We start from the raw sequence: 18,981 nt of genomic DNA, 5'->3' as shown, positions 1-18,981 counted from the left end.
CCGGAACCCACGGGCGTCTCAGAAAAACGAGGCGAGGCCGGGGCGCCGGATCAGGCGCGCGCAGCCTTCTTGCGAGCAAGGCGTGCGCGCTTCGTGTTGCCAAAAATCCGGATCTTCGCGCGTTTCGCGAGGTTACCGGTCCATTTGGCGTTACGGCGCTTTACGCGGGGCTTTTTGCCGGCATCAAGAACGGCGCTGGGTGATTTAGACATCTGAGGTCTCTCCGGTTCGGATTAAGCGAGCGCTGCTTTGGCCTGGGCGACGAGCGCGCCGAAAGCTTCCGGCTCGCGCACAGCGAGATCGGCCATCACTTTACGGTCAACTTCGATGCCGGCTTTGGTCAGGCCGTTGATGAAGGTGGAATAGTTCAGGTTCTCATCATGGATACGAACAGCAGCATTGATGCGCTGAATCCAGAGCGAACGGAACGAGCGCTTCTTAACCTTGCGGCCAACATACGCATACTCGCCGGCTTTCCAGACGGCAGCCGCGGCGTTGGAGAAAGTATTCTTGCGGCGGCCACGGAAGCCCTTGGCCTGCTTGATGATCTTCTTGTGGCGAGCGTGGGCGGGAACTTTGGCGCGGGAACGGGGCATGGTGGCCTCCTGTCAGAAAGTGTTCAAAATCAACGGGTTATACGGGGACTACCCAGCCTCAGAGGCCGTAGGGCAGATACTTTTTCACGCGGGCTTCATCTGCCTTGGCGCCGACGGACGTGCCGCGGTTCTGGCGGATGTATTTCGCGTTGTGGCTCATCAGGCGGTGACGCTTGCCAGCGACGCCGTGCTTGAGCTTGCCCGTTGCTGTGATTTTGAAGCGCTTTGCAGCGGCCTTCTTGGTCTTCATCTTCGGCATCTTTGTCTCCTTAATCTGTAGAGCTCACACCAGATCTGGCGGCCCAGGACACACGAACAGGGGGCAATGCCGTCGCCCCAAAGTCCGGAAGTGGCGGCTTATGGCGGAGCCAGCGCAAGGAATCAAGGGGGCGCGTGAAGGCAACGCCCCTGATTTTCAGCGCTCCAGGCTCTCCTTATTCATTTTCAGGGTCACAATGACCCCCTCCTCAGCCCAGTCGCAGCTGAGGGTGCCGCCCAGCTGCATCGACATGGTCCGGTTGATGAGCTTGCTGCCAAAACCGCCCTGCCCTGTGGGCGTCTTGACGGGCGGGCCACCCCTTTCGGTCCAGACTACGACGACTTCATCGTCATGGCTGGTCGAGGACACGTCGAGTGTGCCGGTATCGCAGGAGAGCGCGCCATATTTGAGCGAATTAGTCGCCAGCTCATGGATAACCAGCGAAAGCGTGGTCGCGGACGCGGCGCCCACGCCCATGCGCGGAACGGAGACACGGATACGCCCGCTGAACGCGCCAAGGTCATCGTAAGGCGCCAGCAATACGGACAGGAGGTCGCCCAGCAGCGCATCGGTCTTGGCGTGGCCGGGTAGCGGGCGCACCAGGTCATGCGCGCGCCCCAGCGCCGTAAGACGGTTAGTCAGCTGCTTGGCCATGTCTTCGGTGGAAGAGGCGGACCTGGATGTGATGGATGTGAGGCCAGACGCAATGGCCAGAAGGTTTTTGACCCGGTGGCTCATCTCGCCGGCAAGCAACTCATTGCTTTCCTCAGCCTGTTTGCGGCCGGTGACGTTCAGGAAGATGCCGAACATCGTCCGCTCAACCATGCCGTCATCTTCGCCCTGACCGCGCGCAGAGACCCAGCGGACCTCATCGCCGATCAGAATGCGGAAATCGATTTCATACTGCCCGATAGCGGCCCGGCTGGCAGCGAAGGCAGCCCGAACCCGGTCGCGGTCGGCAGGATGGATATGGGCCGACAGATCCTCGAACCTAACCGGCGTATCACGGGGGACACCCCACATGTCGTAGGCACACTCATCAAGGATGAGTTCGTCCGTATCGACATTCCACGCCCACAACGCAACCCCGGCGCCTTCAATGGCAAAGCGCAGATGTTTTTCGCTCCAGATCGACCGATCTAACTGGATGGTTTGCATGGATCAGTCTCCTCAAACCCAGCTTCGCACGTTTGCGCCGGAGAATCTGTTTTTTTGAATCGCCTCAAACGATCCATCGGCGGAGCGCTGCGATTGGTCTGGCCAAATGAAAAAGCCCCCGCAGCGCGAGGGCTTTTTCTGTATCGAGGGAACACTCCGCCTCAGCGCGGGGCGAGCACCATGGTCATCTGCTTGCCTTCGAGCTTGGGTTCGAGTTCGACCTTTGCGGTCTCCTCGAAATCCTTTTTCACCTTCTCGAGCAGTTCCATGCCCAGATGCTGGTGCGCCATCTCACGGCCACGGAAGCGCAGGGTGATCTTCACCTTGTCGCCCTCTTCAAAGAAACGCGCGATCGCCCGCGCCTTCACTTCATAGTCGTGGGTGTCGATATTGGGGCGGATCTTGATCTCTTTCAGCTCCGAAGACTTCTGCTTCTTACGGGCAGCAGCCTTCTTCTTGCGCTCTTCAAAGCGCAACTTGCCGTAATCGAGAATCTTGACGACCGGGGTTTCCTGACCGGCAGAGACCTCAACAAGGTCCATCGATGCTTCTCGAGCCGCGTCAAGCGCGGCGGCCAGGGGCATCACACCCTGCTTCTCGCCATTCTCGTCAATCAGCAGCACCTTGGCGGCGCGGATTTCTTCATTGATGCGGGGGCCAGCCTGTTTCTTGGGCGGCGCATCGGCTTCAGGTCTGCGAGCTATGGGAGATCTCCTTTGGTTGCTCAGAAAGTTGCGGGAATATGCCTGTATTCGCCGCTTGCGGCAAGCGTGGCGCCCTAATCGGGGCGCAGCGTCAGGTCAAGCGGATGCTGACCGGGCCGCAGAAATGATTTTCAGATGGCGCGGCACGCCATCGCTGCCCCCAAATAGGGAGGCTGCCGGGCCTCCAACACCCCCGCCATGGCAAAACTTTGCGTCTGCTTCGTTGCTCTCGGCGGCTGGATGGCTTTAATCGCGCCAGATGCTGATGCGATCCGGGGGCCTTTGCCATGAAACCTGCTGCACTTCTCGCCGCCTTGTGCCTGCTGCTCACCGGCCCCGCCCTGGCGCAGGATAAGGCCGAAGCGCCGCCCTCGCTTGAGGCGCGCATCGAAACACTGGAAGCCCGGCCCGGATTTCTGAACCTCTATGTCGATCCTGCCAGCGGCAAGGTGCTCGCCGCCCTGCCCCCGCCAGACGCAGATGGCGTCTCGGTCCGCTTTATCTATTCCACCGGGCTGACGGCCGGGCTCGGCTCCAACCCTATTGGCCTGGACCGGGGCAACGCTTCTTCGGGCGACATCCTTCGCTTCCGCAAGATCGGGGACAAGGTCGTCGCCGAGGCGGAGAACTGGAAATACCGCGCCACATCGGGGCGGCGCGATGAGGAACGCTCCGTACAGCAGAGCTTTGCCAACGCCTTCCTCTGGTCCACAGGCATCGAGGCGACCGGCGCAGACGGCGCGCTGCTGATCGACCTGTCAGGCTTCCTGACGCGGGACGCAGCCGACATTGCCAGCGCGCTGAAGCATGGCAAGGACGCGGGCGAGTATCGCCTGGCCGCAGACCGCTCGATGCCCGACCCTGCCAGCGCCCTCTCCTTCCCCGACAATGCCGAGATTGACGCCTTCCTGACCTTCGAGACGTCCAAGCCGAATGCCCAGACCTATGCCACCGCCGCCGATGCGCGCGCGGTGACGCTGGTGCTGCACCATTCCTTCGTGCGCCTGCCCGATGACGCCTACACGCCGCGCCTGTTTGACCAGCGCACGGCCAGCATCGGCATGGGCTTCCATGACTTCTCCGCGCCGCTGGGCGCACCGCTCGTCTCGCGCTTCTCGCCGCGCATGCGGCTGGAGCGGGTGAACCCCGCCGCCGCCTCCGGCCCGGTAAAGGAACCGATCGTCTTCTATGTGGACAATGGCGCGCCGGAGGAAATCCGCGACGCGCTGATCGAAGGGGCCGCCTGGTGGGCGCAGGGCTTTGAAGCGGCGGGCTTTGAGGAGGCTTACCGGGTGGAGGTTCTCCCCGAAGGCGCCCACCCGCTCGACGTGCGCTACAACGTCATCAACTGGGTGCATCGCCAGACGCGCGGCTGGTCCTATGGCGGCAGCGTGATGGACCCGCGCACGGGCGAGATCCTGAAGGCCAATGTCATCCTCGGATCGCAGCGGGTGCGCCAGGACCGGATGATCTTTGAGGGGCTTGCGGGCGCCGCGAAGACCGGCACAGGCGCAGCCGATGATCCGGTGGAGGTGTCGCTGGCGCGCATTCGTCAGCTGTCCGCCCATGAGGTGGGCCACACCCTTGGGTTTGCACACAATTTTGCCGCCAGCACGAATGACCGGGCCTCGGTGATGGATTACCCGGCGCCCTATGTGCGCCCGGCCTCTGGCGGCGGGCTCGACTTTAGAAATGCTTATGCCACCGGCCTGGGCGCCTGGGACGTGTTTACGGTGAAATGGCTTTACGGCCAGTTCCCCGAAGGCGGGGATAACCTGCCCGCGCTCAACGCGCTGGTGGATGAAGCCTATGGGGCGGGCCTGCGCTTTGTTTCGGACGATCATGCCCGCAGCAAGGACACAGGACACCCCTTCGGCGCGGTCTGGGACAATGGCGCAGACCCGATTGCGACGCTTGATGAGGTGATGGAAGTCCGCCGGATAGCGCTGGCGAATTTTGGCCCCGGCGCGCTGGCGCAGGGGCGGCCAATGTCTGAGCTGAACGCTGTGATCGTGCCGATCTATCTTTACCATCGCTATCAGGTGGAGGCGGCCGCCAAGAGCCTCGGGGGACTGAACTTCCGGTATCAGGTGAGGGGAGAAGGCGAGGCGCCGGCCGTTCCGGTGGCTCCGACTGAGCAGCGCCGGGCGCTGCAAGCCCTTGTAAAGACACTGAAACCTGCTGCGCTTGACCTTTCCGACGCGGCGCTGAACTACCTGACGCCGGGCGATGTCGGCTATGCGGGCGGCGGCACGATCGAAGAGCTGTTTCCCAACCGGACGGGGCCGGTGTTCGATCTGGCCGCTTCTGCAGAGATTGCTGCAGGTTTGACGCTTTCGGCGGTGCTCGATCCGGCGCGCGCGAACCGGCTGGTGGCGTATGCGCAGCGCAGCCCGGAGGCCCTGACACTGAAGGATGTGATCGGTACACTGGAAGCGGCTGTTTTTGTTGAAGAAAAAAGCCCGCGGCTGGCCGCGCTCGGCCAGATTGTCCAGACGCAGTTTGTGGCTGAGCTGATTTCCCTGTCCCGCAACGAGACCGCGTCAGCCTCCGTCAAAGCCGTGACAGATGGCTACCTTTCCGGGCTACAAACGCGCCTTGCGAAGACAAAATCAGGACAAATCGGGACATATCAGGACACTTCGCGCGCCCTGGCGGACATGATCGGCAAACATCTGGCGGGCGACGACCTGCCCGCCTCTATCCTGCGCCCCGCGCCCCCTGCCCCCGCCGGCGCGCCCATCGGAAGCATGACCGGCGCGATGGGGCAGATGGAAGACTGCTGGCACTGCCCGGCGGAGTAGGCGCAGGCTTATCCCGTGGATAAGGCCGCTCAGCCAGGCGCAATGCCCAGCGCGCGGACGGATTGCCAGACATCGTCGACTGACAGCTCTTTGAGGGTCGGGGCGGAGTTGACGATGACGGTTTTGGGGCCGCGGGGGGCGGAGTGGTCGGGGTTGCTCTCGGTGAGGGCGAAGAGGGCGATGCCGGGCGCGCCGGCTATCGTGGCCATGTGCATCGGCCCGGTATCGTTGCCGACGACGAAGACGGCGGTTTCCGCCAGCGTCACGATCTGGAAGAGGTCTGTCCGGGTAACGAGGCTTTTGACGCGCGGCTCGCGCTTCATCAGTTCCTGCGCGATGGCGCTTTCGGCCTTGCCGCCGATGACCACCGGCGTGATGCCGAGATCGGCGATGCGTTTGGCCAGCTCGGCATAATTCTCGATGGGCCAGCGTTTGGCTTCGCGGTGCTCCGAAGCGCCGGGGATCAGCAGCATGTAGGGCTTCTGGATGCCGAAATAGGCCGGGCTGAGGCGCGGCGGGTCGCCGAGCTTTGGACGGACCCAGCCGAGATCGGGAAATGGCCCGCCCTTGCCAAGCCAGCGCCCCTGCGGCGCGAGGCCCGCGACTTCGAGCTGCTCTGCCAGCCGGTCAATCGAGTGCATGGTGGCGCGGGCGGGATTGTCGTGGAAGTAGGCCGCCTTCTCATGGTGGCCCGACCAGAGCGGCGCCTTACCGCTGCGCGAGAGCACTGAATAGTAGTTCCGGGTGCGCCCGCTGGTCTGGAAATCATAGATGATGTCGTACCTGGCCTTCCGAAGACGGGAGAGCAGCGCGTTGGTGGCTTTCAGCCCTTCCGGGCGGCCATCAGTCTCCACCACGTCGAAATACGGGCAGGTTTTGGCAAATTCCTCATAGGGCGGCGTGGTCAAAAGGGTGATGCGGGCGGAGGGGTGGAACTCACGCACAGCGCGCATCGCCCCCAGCGCGAGGACAAAATCCCCCAGCGCGCTGAGCTTGATAACCAGCACCTCTTTCGCCATGGCGCCCGGATTTACCGGGCTGGCGGCGTTTCCACGCGCGCTCGACAAGTGATCAATTCCCCTTCTCCAACAGGCGCTTATAGACGGTGAGTGTCGCCGTCTGAAGCCCCCTCTTGGAGAAATGGCGGATGACATGCGCCCGGCCCGCCGCGCCCATCGACGCGCGCACTGTGGGACCGAGCCCGATCATGGCCCGCAAGGCGCCAGAAAGAGCCTTGGCGTCACCCGGCGTCACCCGCGCGCCGGTCTCGTATTCGATGACGGTTTCGCGCCCGCCGCCATGGTCGGACACGATCACCGGGCGCTCCATCGCCGCCGCCTCAGCCGCCACCCGGCCGAACGCTTCGGGACGGATCGAGGGGGCAAGTACGATGTCTGCCGCCAGATAGGCCGCTGCCATGTCAGAGATATGGGGGACGATGCGGACGGCATTTTCCAGATCGAGCGCGATGATCTTGTTCTGAAGTTCCTCGACATAATGATCGCGCCCCTGCGGATCACCCGCCAGGACCAGCACCATGCCGGCGCGCTCGTCGGGCGCGAGCGAGGCGAAGGCGTCTATGGCGAGGCCCTGCCCTTTCCACTGCGTGAGGCGGCCGGGCAGAAACAGTGTCAGGCGCTTGTCTCCCAGAAGGCTCCAGCTGTCGCGAACGACATCGATGCGGGATTTCGGGACCGCCTTGGGATCAAACACCTCCAGATCCACGCCGCGCGGAATGGTGATGATCTTCTCGGCCGGGGTCTCGTGCACCTGGCGGATATGCCCGGCAATCCAGCTGGAATTGGCAATCACGAGATCGCCCTTGGCCATCACTGAATTATAAGCCCGCTTGAGGCCCGACGTGCCCGAATAGGCGCCGTGATAGGTGGTGACAAAAGGCACGCCTTCTGCCCTGGAAGCGGCATAGGCGCTCCAGGCCGGCGCGCGGGAGCGGGCATGAACGAGATCAACCTTCTCTTCACGGATGATCTGGCGCAGCTTGCCTTCATTCAGGCGGATGGTCAGCGGGTTGCGGCTTTTTGCGTCCATACGGAAGAGTTCGCCGCCCAGGCGTTCAAATTCGCCCTCCAGCCTTCCACCTCGGCTCGCAAGCAGCGCCCGCCCGCCCGCAGCAACAATTGCCTCGGTCACTTCCAGCACGGTGCGCTCAACCCCGCCAGCGGAAAGCTCCGGCGCGACTTGAAGGATCACCCTGTTTTTCATATCCGGAAGTTCGCCCAAAACGCGGCCTCGACTACTCGCTTGACAGGCGAGAGAGATGACGGAAGGCAACCTATATGACAACGGAATATTTCACCTCACCCGAGGGCCGCCGGCTCGCTTTCCGCAAAACACCGCCTGTAAATGGCGGCCCCACCCTGATCTGGTTATCCGGCTACAGATCAGACATGAGCGGGGGCAAGGCGCAGGCGGTCAAATCCTGGGCCTGGGAGACCGGGAACGGCGCTGTTTTGTTTGATTATTCCGGGCATGGCGAATCAGATGGCCGTTTCGAGGACGGAACGATTTCTACCTGGCGAGAGGACGCTCTGGCCGCAATTGACACCCTTTCCGAGGGCCCGGTCATTCTTGTGGGATCAAGCATGGGCGGGTGGATTGCGCTGCTGGCGGCACTGGCCCGGCCACAGCGCGTGAAGGGGCTGGTGCTGATTGCGCCGGCGCCGGACTTCACCGAAAAGTTGATGTGGGCCGGTCTCAGCCTCGACCAGCAAGACGAGGTAATGACAAAGGGCGTAACGCTGCGCCCGTCAGACTATGGCACGCCTGATCCGGTCACCAAGGCGCTGATCGAGGATGGCCGCAACTGGCAACTCCTGGACAGCCCGATAGAGTTTGACGGCCCGGTCCGCATCCTTCAGGGCATGGAAGACCCGGACGTGCCCTGGCCCCATGCACTTGAACTGAATGAGCGGCTGACCTCATCCGATACCGTCCTTACCCTGATCAAAGACGGGGACCATCGCCTGTCGCGGGATCAGGATATGGCACGGCTCATTGCGGCATGTGCTGAAGTGGTGGGCCGCTCAGGCATGTAAGATCGCGCGGCGTGCCTTGGCAGACTCAGTCTGCGGGGGTGATCTGGTTGAGCATGTCTGCGGGCAAGGTCATGCGGACAATGGCGCCTTCCGGCGGATAGTCGATTTCCGTTTGCCCGCCCACGCTGGTAATCACCCGGCTCATGAGGGTTGATCCAAAACCTCTGGAGGCTGTTGGGGGCGGCGCGGGCACAGGGCCGCCGGTTTCGCGCCATTCGATCCGGAGCTGTTCGCCCTCATCCGCCAGGCCGGGCGTCATGTGCCAGCTTAGCGTGATCCGGCCTGTGGGCACGCTGAGCGCGCCATACTTGGCCGCGTTGGTGCCCAGCTCATGCAGAATGAGGCCCAGCACCACCAGCGTCTGCCCACCGAGCGGCACGCGTGGGCCAACGCCGCTGAAGCGCGCCGTGCCCACAATCGAGAAGGGCTCAAGTGCCTGGGCGATGACCGTGTCGAGCGCAACTTCTTCCCCGTCCCGGAACCCGCGTAACAGGAGGTTTGAGCGGCCCAGCGCGCTGACCCGCTCCTTGAGACGGGAGGCCAGTTCTTCGGGGCTGGACACGCCGCGCAGCGACAGGGAGATGATCGCGTTCATGGTGGCGAAGATGTTTTTCAGCCGATGGTCCAGCTCCTGCGCCATTGTTTCCTGCAGGCTGGCAAGGCGTTCGGTCTCGTTTCGGGCCGCCGATTCGGCCCGGTAAGCACGCATCATCAGCGAGATGAGCGTCAATTCGGTGATGACCACGAAGAGGTAGAGACCCATTGCGAGCAGGGTTCCCATCGAGAAGTCGACCCCGACGGGCGGTATGAAATAATACCAGGAGGCAAAGGCTGACAGGACGGCCACCATCGCGCCCTGGCGGACGCCAAAGGCAAAGCCGCTGATCAGTACCGCGGGAAAGAATGTCAGGAAGGGAAAGCCCTGCGGCAGATACGGATCAAGCCAGATCCGCAAAATCAGCGCGACGACGAAGACAAGCACGCTGACCAGATATGTTGCGGCGATGACGGGGCGCGACAAGCGCCCGTCCAATGCAACAAAAGCTGGAAGCAACTGCAAATGCGAACGCACGATACCGTCTTGCCAGAACCAAGGCTCAATTGAGTAGTGTAACCGTTGACCTCACGCAACTCACGCGAGACAGTCCTTTGAATTCAGCCACTTTGGCGGGGTGGCGGCGCTGCCTCCCCCCGCCCTTTCGGCGTCGGATCAGCCTTGCGCGTTGGCCCGTGTATGGGCGGCAATCGCGTTGGCATGGCCATGGGCAAGGCCATGGTCTTTCTTCAGCCAGTTGACGATGTCGGCATGTTTGGCGCCCTTGCGGGCAGCCACCAGCGTGAACCAGTGGTTCATTGGCTTGCCATACGTCTTTTCGATCACGGGAAAATAGGAGGCAGGCCCTTTAATGGGCTCAGTGCCGTTGATTTCGTCGGCCATCAAAGCCTCCATCTGGAAAATACATGCACCGGCGGCGCACGCCGGGGCTGTATCATGTCTGAGGAGGCGGCGCTCTAGTCGCGGAGCAGTTCGTTGACGCCGGTTTTCGAGCGGGTCTGCGCGTCGACCGTTTTCACGATCACGGCGCAGGCGAGCGAGGGACCGCCTTTGGGATCGGGCAGCGTGCCGGGCACGACGACGGAGTATGGCGGGACCTTGCCATAGATGATCTCGCCGGTGCTGCGGTAGACGATCTTGGTGCTCTGCGTGATGAACACGCCCATGGCGAGGACAGAGCCTTCGCCGACGACGACACCTTCAACCACTTCGGAGCGCGCACCGATGAAGCAGTTGTCCTCGATGATCGTGGGGTTGGCCTGCAGCGGTTCCAGCACGCCGCCGATGCCGGTGCCCGCTGAGATGTGGCAGTTGGCGCCGACCTGCGCGCAAGAGCCGACCGAGGCCCAGGTGTCGATCATCGTGCCTTCGCCGACATAGGCGCCGATATTCACGTAAGACGGCATCAGGACCGCATTCTTTGCCACGAAGGCGCCGCGGCGCACAGCTGCCGGCGGGACGGCGCGGAAGCCGGCTTCCTGGAATTCCTTTTCGCCCCAGCCTTCAAACTTGGAGGGCACCTTGTCCCACCAGTTGCCACCGGCGGGCGAGCCGCCCATTACGCCATTGGCATTGAGGCGGAAGGAGAGCAGCACGGCTTTCTTCAGCCATTGATGCACGGTCCAGCTGCCATCGGCCTCCTTGCTGGCCACGCGGGCTTCGCCGCTGTCGAGCAGGCTGATGGCGGCGTCGACCGCGTCGCGCACTTCACCGGTGGTCGAGGTGGAGAGGAGGTCACGGCCCTCCCAGGCAGCATCGATTACACGGGCAAGGGCGTCGGTCATGGCATCTCTCTTCGGTCTTATTCTTTTACGGTCAGGCTCGACACCGCCGTGCTCAGGAAACTGGCGAGGTCGCCGGTGACATAATCGATGTGTCCGGTGCCGTCATCCCCGAAAGCGTCCCCTGCCCCGGCGGGACGGGCCTCAATGGGCTCGTGGCTCCAGTCTTTGTCGGAGTGGACCAACACGGTGGTGAAGCCGAGGGATTTGGCGGGCTTCAGGTTGCGGGCAAGATCCTCGAAGAAGATCGCGCCTTCCGGTTTCACCTGATGCAGCTGGCAGAAGGTTTCGTAGGCGTCGAGATGCGGCTTGGGCCGGTAGGCGGCCTCCACAATGCCGAAGCTGTCATGGAAAAGGTGGGCAAGGCCCATCTTCTCGGTCACCCGCTCGGCATGGCGGCGCGAGCCATTGGTGTAGATGAACTTGCGGCCGGGCAGCGCGGCGATGGCCGTGCGCAGGTCCGGCAGGTCGGGCAGCGGGGAGAGATCGATCTCGTGCACATAGTGGAGGAAGTCTGCCGGATCGAGATTGTGAACCTGCATCATGCCTGAGAGCGTGGTGCCATATTGGGCGTAGTAGGATTTCTGCAGCTTGCGGGCCTCGCCGCGCTCCATCTGCAGATAGCGGGAGACGAAATCGGTCATCCGCGTGTCAATCTCGGCAAAGAGATCGCACTCAGCCGGATAGAGCGTGTTGTCGAGATCGAACACCCAGTCCTGCACATGGCCGAAGCCTGCGCCGCCTTCCCCGCCCTTCCCCGTCATTGACCGGCCACTTCGGTAAAGTCGCGCGCGAAGAATTCGTAGACGAGCTTGCGCTCCACCGGCGCAGGCGTGCGGGTGAAGAGGGCCGTGCGGTAGGCCGAATCCTCACAGTCTTCGCGGCCCGAAATGGCGAATTTCGAACGCCCGACGCAGAAGGCCTCATCGGCATTGGCGAGTGTGCGCAGCTGGGCGCCGTCTTCCATCTCGGCATAGACGAAATGTTCCGAGCCGCGCAGCGGGCGGTCGATCACACGGGCGCAGCCGCCCGCCTCGATGCGCCACCAGCCCCGGCTTTCCCAGCCCTCCGGGCTGCGCCGGGAAATGGCGCTCCAGATGCGGTTTTTGGTGCGATTGCAGAGCGTGAAGCCGACATTGCGGCCCCGTTCCTCGGCGGCCTGTTCCAGATAGTCGATCAGATCCGCATCAGAGAGATTGGCCGGCAGGCCGCGCAGCTTCAGAAAGTCGGCAATCGCGGCGCGGGTGCGCTGGCCGATATAGCCATCGACACTGCCCGAGACCACCCCGGCCTCGTCCAGCAGGCGCTGAAGACCGGCATTGCGGGCGGAGTCTTCAGAATAGTTCTCGACCTCGGTGAAGAGGTTCGTCCAGCTGCCATCCTTGGTGATGTCCACGGGCCGGAAGCCCTGAGCCTCAAGCCCCATCGCGGCGCAGTCTGGTGGGCTTTCCAGCGAGAAGCCGCCGGTCGGGTCCACGCACAGTTCCTGACGCCCGCCCCATTCGCGCCCGCCGCCAAGGTGAGCGGTGGAGGTGCGGCCATAAAGATAATGCACACCGGCTTTCAGCGGGCCTGGCAGCGCGATGCGGCAGGCGCCGGGGTGAAGCTTCGTCCAGCCTTCGACCGTGATGCCGGCGCCCTGCTGATGGCCGACCGCCGCTTCGATCACGAAGCTCGTGCGATTGCACAGCTTCCAGCCTTCGCCTTCCTGCGCCTCTGCGGGCAGCAGAAGGACGGCCAGCGAGGCGATGGCCAAAACTACAATTCTAAGAAACCAGCGTTCCAGCGCCATGTTCGGTGAACAGCTCCATGAGCAGGGCATGCGGCGCACGCCCATCCAGAATAACCGCCGCCCCAACACCATGATTTACAGATTGTGCCGCCGTTTCAAGCTTCGGTATCATACCGCCGACAGCTGTGCCGTCCTTGATCAGCAGTTCGACCTGCGACGCGGGGATCTCGCGGATCAGCTGTTTCTGCTTGTCGAGCACGCCGGCCACGTCCGTCATCAGGATCAGGCGGCTGGCTTTCAGCGCGGCGGCCAGCGCGCCGGCGGCCGTATCTGCGTTCACATTGTAGCGCGCGCCATCGGCGCCGACGCCGACGGGCGCCACAACGGGGATCAGCGCGGCATCGGCCTGCAACAGGGCATTGAGCACGCTGATGTCGACTTCGCTGGGCTCGCCGACAAAGCCGAGATCGACGATCTGTTCGATATGGCTGTCGGGGTCGCGCGTCGTGCGCGTGGCTTTCTCCGCCCGCAGAAGATTGCCGTCAGCGCCCGACAGGCCGACTGCCTTGCCACCGGCCTGGTTGATGGCGCGGACGATGGATTTGTTGATCGGGCCGGAGAGGACCATCTCGACGACTTCCATCGTCGCTTCATCGGTCACCCGCAGGCCATCCTTGAATTCGGAAACGATGCCGAGCTTGTCGAGCAGCTTGCCGATCTGCGGGCCGCCGCCATGCACGATCACCGGGTTGAGGCCGAGGGCCTTCAGCAGCACCACATCGCGGGCAAAACTCAGCGCGAGGCTGGCGTCCCCCATGGCATGGCCACCGTATTTCACAACGATGGTCTGGCCGGCATAGCGCTGGATATAGGGCAGAGCCTCTGAGAGGGTGCGGGCGGTGAACTGGGCGTCGGATTGGGTCGTCATGGGCCGGGCTCTTAACCCGGTTTTGGGCGAGACGAAACGGCTAATCTACGTGCCGATCCCGTTCAGCGCCGGGCGCGCCGCGGCGTGATTTTGGCCGGAACCGCCACCAGGTCGCCCTCGGTGCCATTCTGGCGGAGGCGCGCCAGCGCGGCCAGGTCGCTCTGGATACGGCGCAATTCAAGCTCACGCCCGGCGATCTGTGTCCGCCGATAGAACAGGACCCCGACCGAAACAGCTATCAGCACGAGCGGAACAACCAGCATGCAATCTCCCCTTTGCGCGTGGACCCGCCCCTTAAGACTCATCCGGAATCAATCGTCAAGCGAGGTTGAAGCAGGCCCTACGCAAAAGCGAAGGATGCCTGTCAGAAATGCAAATGCATGAAGACGCTGTTTGGATCTTCAGCATACTCCCCGAACGGGCCGCTATAGGAGAAACCGTAGGATTCGTAGAGGCGGCGGGCTGGAATGAAGGCGTCCATCGATCCGGTTTCAAGCCAGAGGTCTGTATAGCCGCGCGCCTTTGCCACACTCAGGATATGATCCAGCATCAACCGGCCAAGGCCCCTGCCGCGAAGATGGGCGCGGGTGTGCATGGATTTGATCTCGCCCCCGCCATTGCCCAGCTCTTTCAGGGCGCCGCAGCCGATCAGCGCGCCGTCCTCCCACATCGACCAGACACTGACCGAGGGCTGGCGCAGGCCATCAATAGGCAGGAAGTGGCAGCTCTCGGGCGGGGATGACGCCAGCATGGTCTGGGCGTGAACGGCGATCAGCTCTGCCATTTCGGGGCTGGTGAGGTCGTCTGGGCGGATGTCGATGGTCATGCAAAGCGCCTTGCCGGAGGGAATCCGGCAAAACCGCTAGCCGAGCATGGCGAGGGCTGCAATCTCTGCCCGGAGTTCTGGAATACCAAACCCCTTCTCTGCCGACGTCATGCGCACGACCGGATGGGCTGCGCCGCGTTTCTTCAGCTTGTCGGCAATCTTGACGACAATCTTCTCGACTTCGCCCTTGGGCACCTTGTCGACCTTGGTGAGGACGACCTGATAGGTGACGGCTGCGCCGTCCATCAGGTCCATGACCTCTTCATCCGTATCCATCAGATCGCCGCGGCGCGCGTCGACCAGCAGGAACACCCGGCGCAGGCTGGGCCGGCCGCGCAGATAGGATTTGATCAGCTTGGTCCAGGCCGCTGTCTGGGTCTTGGAAACCTTGGCATAGCCAAAGCCGGGAAGGTCCACGAGGTAGAGCTTCCCCTCATCGCCAATGTCGAAATAGTTCAGCTCACGCGTCCGGCCCGGCTCGGCGGATGACCGGGCGAGCTTTGCCCGGCCGGTCAGCGCATTGATCAGGCTCGACTTGCCGACATTCGAGCGGCCGGCAAAGCAGACTTCAGACCGGTCAGCCGGCGGCAGGCCCGAAAGGCTCACAACGCCCATCACAAACTCTGCCTTGCCCGCAAACAGCAGCCGGCCAGCCTCCAGGGCTTCTTCGGTAAATTCCGGGGCTGCTGCTGCGTCCAAGATCTATTCCGCCTGCGCCTTCTTGAGCCCGAGCCGCGTGGCAACGAATTTGCCAAGCTCGGTCTCCACGCCGTTCATGCGCATAATGATGTATTGCTGGATGAAGGTCAGCACGTTCGACCAGACCCAGTACATCACGAGGCCCGCCGCAAAGCCGCCGAAGACGAACATGAAGACGATCGGCATGGCCATGATGATGCGCGCCTGCATCTTGTCAGGCGGCGGCGGGGAGAGCGACTGAAGCGCCGCCATGGTCGCGCCATAGAGGATCGGCAGGATGCCGATGCCGATGATGATGCCGATGATCGGGATGCTTTTCACGTCAGCGCCGGACCAGAACGGGATCAGGCCGAAGAGGTTGCCGATGGCGGTCGGATCGGGCGCGGACAGGTCCTTCAGGTAAGCGAACGGCGCATGGCGCATTTCCAGCGAGACGTAGAGCGTCTTGTAGAGCGCGTAGAAGATCGGGATGGTGAAGAGGATCGGCAGGCAGCCGCCGATGGGGTTGGCCCCCTCCTCCTTGTAGAGCTTCATCAGCTCCTGCTGCTTGCGCTGAGGGTCAGCGGCAAAGCGCTCATTGAGCTGCTTCATCGGCTCCTGCAGCTTCTTCAGCTTGGCCATCGATTTGAAGCTCGCATTGTAGAGCGGCACGAGGGGGAGTTTCACCAGAACCGTGAATGCCAGGATCGACCAGCCGAACGAGCCGAGATAGCCGTTGAGCCAATGCAGCACGTAGAAGAATGGCTTGGTCAGGAAGTAGGCCCAGCCCCAGTCGATGGCGTCGACAAAGCGCGGCAAGCCGGATTTCTCATAGCCCTGAAGCACTTCAAACTGCTTGGCGCCGGCAAACAGGCCGTTCTCCACGGTTACGCTGGCGCCGGGCGCCACTTCGATGGCCGCGCCTTCGGTGCGCACTTCCAGCGGACCGCCGCGCGCGAGGCTGGCGCGGTTGACGCTGGCCGTGAAAGGGCGGGCCTGTTCAGGCACCAGAGCGCCCATCCAGTACATGTCGGTCAGCCCCCACCAGCCGCCTTCGTCCGAGAAAAAGGTGCCCTCACCCGATTCGCCGCTGATCTTCTTCGATTGCATCAGCGGTTTGTATTTCTGCAGGCGCAGCTCGCCATCAGCCACGCCCATGAGGCCGAGATGGGCCGGGCCGCCGCTGGTGGCGGAGGCGGGATCTGTGATTTCGAGGAAGCGCTTCCAGTCGCCATGACGCTCGAACGAGCCGATGGCGCGGACCGTGCGCGCGGCGCCGGACGTATTGGTCAGCGTGTCGCGGAAGGAGAACATGTAGTTGGCATCGATCGAGATTTCGCGGTCGATGGTCATGCCTTCGGTTTCAAGGCGCAGGGTGACCGGCGTGGCCGTCGTCAGCGTGTCGCCGCCTACCTGCGTCCAGACCGAATTGCGCCCGGCAACCAGCGCGTTCCCGTCCGCCCAGTAATAGGTGCCGAAATAGGCCCCTTCGGTCGCCTCGGGGCGCAGCAGGCGGATTTCCGCTTCGCGCTCGACCGTGGTGTAAAATTGTTTGAGGCTGAGATCATCAATGCGCGCGCCAGCCAGACGGATCGTGCCGTCTACGGCATTGGCGTCAAACTTCACCCGGCCATCTTCGGCCAGGGCATCCTCAAGTGACTTCGGCCCCAGAATTTCGGCGACACCGGTATCAGTGACAGCCGCCTGCTCCGCCGCAACCGCCACAGCCTGTTCAGCCTCATAGCGCTTCTGGGCGGGCTCCATCACGAAATACTGGTACAGGAAAACGAACGCGATCATCGCTGCCATGGCGATCAGGAAGTTGCGTTGTTCTTGTGGTTCCATGTCGGGTGTCCGCGGGGCTGAGAGCGTGCCGGTCCGGCAGGCGCGGGGCTAGGGTCAAGTGCGCGCGAGGCTTATCAGCGCGCTTTCCATATCGTCAAGCAAACGTGCCCAGCCGGTATCAAGTGTCGCTTCGCGCGCGATGAAGACATAATCCCATCCCGGCAGGCCATATTGGGCAAGCAGGCGGCGGGAAGCCTCACGCAGGCGGCGTTTGGCGCGGTTGCGCTCGACAGCGCCCCCAACCTTCTTGGTCGCGGTGTAACCTTCCCCGACATGTTCGCCGGGCGCCTCGCCAGGGCGGGCGCGGGCCTGAACAACCAGTGTCTTGCGCCGCTCGGTGACGCCATCGCGAACATAGGTGAATTCGCGGCGGCGGCGGAGCCGGCGCACTTCTGGCATGGGGGTGAGATCGGGCGGCATTACCTCAGCGCCGGGAATCCGGCGTTGGGAGAGCTCGTCAGGCCGTCAGGGTCTTGCGGCCCTTCGCGCGGCGGCGCGCCAGGACCTTGCGGCCGTTCTTCGTGGACATACGCTCGCGGAAGCCATGGGTGCGCGCGCGGCGGAGGTTGCTCGGCTGGAATGTGCGTTTCATCGGACGGCCCTGACGGCTTTGAATTCTGGAAACCGCGGCCAATACAGGCCGGGCGCGGACAGGTCAAGCGGGGCCTGCGCAATTCGGCACACCCTCGCATGCCGATTACAGCGCAACTGCCGCAATCACCTTTACACTTTCATGCCACACACTGCCTTATCCGATAAGCATCAATGGCAAGGTGGAGAGCTGAATGACCCGGATTTTCGCGCTTTTGCTGGGCTTTTTCTCCCTGACAGCCCCCGCCATTGCCCAGGGCATCGACTATGAGCGTCTGGACCAGCGGTTAACCCAGCTTTCGCGGGAAGACGACATGGTCGGCCTTGCCGTTGCCGTGATCGAAGGGGGCGAGATCACCTTCGCGCGGGGCTATGGCGTCACCGCAGAGGGCGAAGGCCCGGTGACGCGCGATACGGTCTTCCGCTGGGCCTCCCTGTCGAAGGGCGTGGCGACCAGCCTTGTTACCAAACTGGCGATGGAGGGGCGGTTTTCCCTTTCCGACACGCTCTCCAGCTTCAAGACCAGCCTGCGCCTGCCGGGCGGCGGCGAACAGACGGCCACTCTGGAAGACCTGATGGCCCACAAGGTGGGCGTGGTGTCCAATGCCTATGATACCATGCTGGAAGACGGCGCCGACCCTGCCGAGATCCGCCGCCGCCTCGGCACCCTCAAGGTCGTCTGCCCGATCCGCGAATGCCACTCCTATCAGAATGTCGCCTTTGATGCGCTGAGCGAAATCGTCGAGCAGACCACGGGCCTCACCTATGCCGCAGCGGCCGAGATCATCCTGTTCCGACCTTTGAGAATGAGCACCGCCAGCACCGGCCGGGCCGCGCTGATGAGTTCGGCTTCGTGGGCCAAGCCCTATACAGCCCGGCGCGGCACCGCCCTGCCCATCCAGCAGACTGTCAAGGAGCCCTACTACCGGGTCCCGGCGGCCGGCGGGGTCAACGGCTCGATCCTCGACCTTGCCCAGTTTGCCCGCGCCCAGATGGGCCTGGCGCCGGATATTCTGACGCCCGACACCCTGACCGTCCTGCACACGCCGAGGGTCTATACCCCGCGCGAACAGTCTCGCCTGCGAAACCAGTTCGAAAGCCGGATGCAGGATTCCCGCTACGCCCTTGGCTGGCGGGTCTACAAGTATGACATCACCGGCAACCGGGTCGTTGGCCATCGGGGCGCCGTGGAGGGCTACCGGTCGCTGATGCTGTTTGACCCCGAACTCGATACCGGCGTTGTTGCGCTCTGGAATTCCAGCGCCCGCCGGCCGGTCGGCATCGAACTGGAAGTGATGGACATGGCCTATGGTCTGCCCCCGCATGACTGGATGAAGATCGATGGCGGCAGCGCCGGGGCGGCCAACTAGGCTGATCACGCGGCTTTGACCTGAGATCGCCGGTCTGTGAGGCGGTTTTCAGCGGCAATCAGGCTATGTGACCGCTCATGTTGAAACCGCTCACAGC

22 protein-coding genes are annotated in these 18,981 nt (G+C 63.1%); 3 read left to right on the top strand and 19 right to left on the bottom strand.

Annotation, left to right across the window (positions count from 1 at the left end):
* Nucleotides 1–50: 50 nt before the first annotated feature.
* The 5 genes from HNE_RS18670 to infC all read right to left on the bottom strand — a co-directional run bounded on the left by HNE_RS18670 (nucleotide 51) and on the right by infC (nucleotide 2,717).
* Nucleotides 51–212 (bottom strand): hypothetical protein, encoded by a 162-nt coding sequence (locus HNE_RS18670; protein WP_011645462.1) that lies wholly within the window; start codon nucleotides 210–212, stop codon nucleotides 51–53.
* Nucleotides 213–233: 21 nt separating this feature from the next.
* Nucleotides 234–596: a 50S ribosomal protein L20 gene (gene rplT / locus HNE_RS02160; protein WP_011645461.1), complete on the bottom strand. Its 363-nt coding sequence runs from the start codon at nucleotides 594–596 to the stop codon at nucleotides 234–236.
* A gap of 58 nt (nucleotides 597–654) precedes the next feature.
* Nucleotides 655–855: a 50S ribosomal protein L35 gene (rpmI, locus tag HNE_RS02155; RefSeq protein ID WP_011645460.1), complete on the bottom strand. Its 201-nt coding sequence runs from the start codon at nucleotides 853–855 to the stop codon at nucleotides 655–657.
* Nucleotides 856–1,011: 156 nt separating this feature from the next.
* Nucleotides 1,012–2,013, bottom strand: a complete 1,002-nt coding sequence (locus HNE_RS02150) for a sensor histidine kinase (RefSeq protein ID WP_011645459.1) — start codon at nucleotides 2,011–2,013, stop codon at nucleotides 1,012–1,014.
* Nucleotides 2,014–2,174: 161 nt separating this feature from the next.
* On the bottom strand, nucleotides 2,175–2,717 hold the full coding sequence (gene infC / locus HNE_RS02145) for a translation initiation factor IF-3 (protein WP_011645458.1): 543 nt from the start codon (nucleotides 2,715–2,717) through the stop codon (nucleotides 2,175–2,177).
* Nucleotides 2,718–3,004: 287 nt separating this feature from the next.
* Between infC and HNE_RS02140 the strand changes: the two genes are divergently transcribed.
* Nucleotides 3,005–5,521 carry a zinc-dependent metalloprotease gene (locus HNE_RS02140; protein ID WP_011645457.1) on the top strand — a complete coding sequence of 839 codons (2,517 nt, stop codon included), beginning with the start codon at nucleotides 3,005–3,007 and terminating at the stop codon, nucleotides 5,519–5,521.
* 29 nt (nucleotides 5,522–5,550) lie between these two features.
* Here HNE_RS02140 and HNE_RS02135 read toward each other — a convergent pair whose 3' ends face one another.
* Both HNE_RS02135 and HNE_RS02130 read right to left on the bottom strand, forming a co-directional pair.
* Complete coding sequence (locus HNE_RS02135) at nucleotides 5,551–6,588, bottom strand: glycosyltransferase family 9 protein (RefSeq protein ID WP_233351972.1); 1,038 nt, start codon at nucleotides 6,586–6,588, stop codon at nucleotides 5,551–5,553.
* A 4-nt stretch (nucleotides 6,589–6,592) separates the two neighbouring features.
* Nucleotides 6,593–7,732 carry a glycosyltransferase family 4 protein gene (locus HNE_RS02130; protein ID WP_233351971.1) on the bottom strand — a complete coding sequence of 380 codons (1,140 nt, stop codon included), beginning with the start codon at nucleotides 7,730–7,732 and terminating at the stop codon, nucleotides 6,593–6,595.
* A gap of 86 nt (nucleotides 7,733–7,818) precedes the next feature.
* Between HNE_RS02130 and HNE_RS02125 the strand changes: the two genes are divergently transcribed.
* Nucleotides 7,819–8,577 carry an alpha/beta fold hydrolase gene (locus tag HNE_RS02125; RefSeq protein WP_011645454.1) on the top strand — a complete coding sequence of 253 codons (759 nt, stop codon included), beginning with the start codon at nucleotides 7,819–7,821 and terminating at the stop codon, nucleotides 8,575–8,577.
* Between the two features lie 25 nt (nucleotides 8,578–8,602).
* Here HNE_RS02125 and HNE_RS02120 read toward each other — a convergent pair whose 3' ends face one another.
* The 12 genes from HNE_RS02120 to rpmH form a co-directional block, all read right to left on the bottom strand.
* Nucleotides 8,603–9,598, bottom strand: a complete 996-nt coding sequence (locus HNE_RS02120; protein WP_198022849.1) for an HWE histidine kinase domain-containing protein — start codon at nucleotides 9,596–9,598, stop codon at nucleotides 8,603–8,605.
* A 189-nt stretch (nucleotides 9,599–9,787) separates the two neighbouring features.
* Nucleotides 9,788–10,015, bottom strand: coding sequence for a DUF4287 domain-containing protein (locus HNE_RS02115; RefSeq protein ID WP_011645452.1), 228 nt, complete (start codon nucleotides 10,013–10,015; stop codon nucleotides 9,788–9,790).
* 74 nt (nucleotides 10,016–10,089) lie between these two features.
* Entirely contained in the window at nucleotides 10,090–10,917 is an 828-nt protein-coding gene (dapD, locus tag HNE_RS02110) for a 2,3,4,5-tetrahydropyridine-2,6-dicarboxylate N-succinyltransferase (RefSeq protein WP_011645451.1), read from the bottom strand.
* Nucleotides 10,918–10,934: 17 nt separating this feature from the next.
* Nucleotides 10,935–11,678 carry a pyrimidine 5'-nucleotidase gene (locus HNE_RS02105; RefSeq protein WP_011645450.1) on the bottom strand — a complete coding sequence of 248 codons (744 nt, stop codon included), beginning with the start codon at nucleotides 11,676–11,678 and terminating at the stop codon, nucleotides 10,935–10,937.
* Nucleotides 11,675–12,706: a DUF1036 domain-containing protein gene (locus tag HNE_RS02100; protein ID WP_011645449.1), complete on the bottom strand. Its 1,032-nt coding sequence runs from the start codon at nucleotides 12,704–12,706 to the stop codon at nucleotides 11,675–11,677. The genes HNE_RS02105 and HNE_RS02100 overlap by 4 nt, the downstream gene beginning before the upstream one ends.
* On the bottom strand, nucleotides 12,681–13,574 hold the full coding sequence (argB, locus tag HNE_RS02095) for an acetylglutamate kinase (protein ID WP_011645448.1): 894 nt from the start codon (nucleotides 13,572–13,574) through the stop codon (nucleotides 12,681–12,683). The genes HNE_RS02100 and argB overlap by 26 nt, the downstream gene beginning before the upstream one ends.
* A gap of 62 nt (nucleotides 13,575–13,636) precedes the next feature.
* Nucleotides 13,637–13,837, bottom strand: coding sequence for a hypothetical protein (locus HNE_RS02090; RefSeq protein WP_035590804.1), 201 nt, complete (start codon nucleotides 13,835–13,837; stop codon nucleotides 13,637–13,639).
* Between the two features lie 101 nt (nucleotides 13,838–13,938).
* Nucleotides 13,939–14,400 (bottom strand): GNAT family N-acetyltransferase, encoded by a 462-nt coding sequence (locus tag HNE_RS02085; protein WP_011645446.1) that lies wholly within the window; start codon nucleotides 14,398–14,400, stop codon nucleotides 13,939–13,941.
* A 36-nt stretch (nucleotides 14,401–14,436) separates the two neighbouring features.
* Nucleotides 14,437–15,099: a ribosome biogenesis GTP-binding protein YihA/YsxC gene (gene yihA / locus HNE_RS02080; RefSeq protein ID WP_011645445.1), complete on the bottom strand. Its 663-nt coding sequence runs from the start codon at nucleotides 15,097–15,099 to the stop codon at nucleotides 14,437–14,439.
* Between the two features lie 3 nt (nucleotides 15,100–15,102).
* A complete protein-coding gene (gene yidC / locus HNE_RS02075) occupies nucleotides 15,103–16,923 on the bottom strand; it encodes a membrane protein insertase YidC (protein WP_011645444.1) in 1,821 nt (606 codons plus the stop codon).
* A 54-nt stretch (nucleotides 16,924–16,977) separates the two neighbouring features.
* Nucleotides 16,978–17,343, bottom strand: a complete 366-nt coding sequence (gene rnpA, locus HNE_RS02070) for a ribonuclease P protein component (RefSeq protein ID WP_011645443.1) — start codon at nucleotides 17,341–17,343, stop codon at nucleotides 16,978–16,980.
* 37 nt (nucleotides 17,344–17,380) lie between these two features.
* On the bottom strand, nucleotides 17,381–17,515 hold the full coding sequence (gene rpmH / locus HNE_RS02065) for a 50S ribosomal protein L34 (protein WP_011645442.1): 135 nt from the start codon (nucleotides 17,513–17,515) through the stop codon (nucleotides 17,381–17,383).
* Between the two features lie 193 nt (nucleotides 17,516–17,708).
* Here rpmH and HNE_RS02060 point away from each other — a divergent pair, with 193 nt between their 5' ends.
* Nucleotides 17,709–18,884 (top strand): serine hydrolase domain-containing protein, encoded by a 1,176-nt coding sequence (locus HNE_RS02060; protein ID WP_011645441.1) that lies wholly within the window; start codon nucleotides 17,709–17,711, stop codon nucleotides 18,882–18,884.
* Nucleotides 18,885–18,981 lie beyond the last annotated feature (97 nt).

Origin of the sequence: Hyphomonas neptunium ATCC 15444, from assembly GCF_000013025.1 — a bacterium.
Taxonomy (GTDB): domain Bacteria; phylum Pseudomonadota; class Alphaproteobacteria; order Caulobacterales; family Hyphomonadaceae; genus Hyphomonas; species Hyphomonas neptunia.
The sequence above is the reverse complement of the archived record's forward strand: the minus strand, read 5'-3'. Positions and strand labels throughout refer to the sequence as shown.

Coding starts and splice junctions, on each gene's coding strand:
- HNE_RS02090 (WP_035590804.1), bottom strand. CDS start 13,837: ATGCTGGTTGTTCCGCTCGTGCTGATAGCTGTTTCGGTCGGGGTCCTG.
- HNE_RS02125 (WP_011645454.1), top strand. CDS start 7,819: ATGACAACGGAATATTTCACCTCACCCGAGGGCCGCCGGCTCGCTTTC.
- rpmH (WP_011645442.1), bottom strand. CDS start 17,515: ATGAAACGCACATTCCAGCCGAGCAACCTCCGCCGCGCGCGCACCCAT.
- argB (WP_011645448.1), bottom strand. CDS start 13,574: ATGACGACCCAATCCGACGCCCAGTTCACCGCCCGCACCCTCTCAGAG.
- HNE_RS02115 (WP_011645452.1), bottom strand. CDS start 10,015: ATGGCCGACGAAATCAACGGCACTGAGCCCATTAAAGGGCCTGCCTCC.
- HNE_RS02150 (WP_011645459.1), bottom strand. CDS start 2,013: ATGCAAACCATCCAGTTAGATCGGTCGATCTGGAGCGAAAAACATCTG.
- HNE_RS02105 (WP_011645450.1), bottom strand. CDS start 11,678: ATGACGGGGAAGGGCGGGGAAGGCGGCGCAGGCTTCGGCCATGTGCAG.
- HNE_RS02060 (WP_011645441.1), top strand. CDS start 17,709: ATGACCCGGATTTTCGCGCTTTTGCTGGGCTTTTTCTCCCTGACAGCC.
- dapD (WP_011645451.1), bottom strand. CDS start 10,917: ATGACCGACGCCCTTGCCCGTGTAATCGATGCTGCCTGGGAGGGCCGT.
- rplT (WP_011645461.1), bottom strand. CDS start 596: ATGCCCCGTTCCCGCGCCAAAGTTCCCGCCCACGCTCGCCACAAGAAG.
- rnpA (WP_011645443.1), bottom strand. CDS start 17,343: ATGCCGCCCGATCTCACCCCCATGCCAGAAGTGCGCCGGCTCCGCCGC.
- HNE_RS02140 (WP_011645457.1), top strand. CDS start 3,005: ATGAAACCTGCTGCACTTCTCGCCGCCTTGTGCCTGCTGCTCACCGGC.
- HNE_RS02100 (WP_011645449.1), bottom strand. CDS start 12,706: ATGGCGCTGGAACGCTGGTTTCTTAGAATTGTAGTTTTGGCCATCGCC.
- rpmI (WP_011645460.1), bottom strand. CDS start 855: ATGCCGAAGATGAAGACCAAGAAGGCCGCTGCAAAGCGCTTCAAAATC.
- HNE_RS18670 (WP_011645462.1), bottom strand. CDS start 212: ATGTCTAAATCACCCAGCGCCGTTCTTGATGCCGGCAAAAAGCCCCGC.
- HNE_RS02085 (WP_011645446.1), bottom strand. CDS start 14,400: ATGACCATCGACATCCGCCCAGACGACCTCACCAGCCCCGAAATGGCA.
- yidC (WP_011645444.1), bottom strand. CDS start 16,923: ATGGAACCACAAGAACAACGCAACTTCCTGATCGCCATGGCAGCGATG.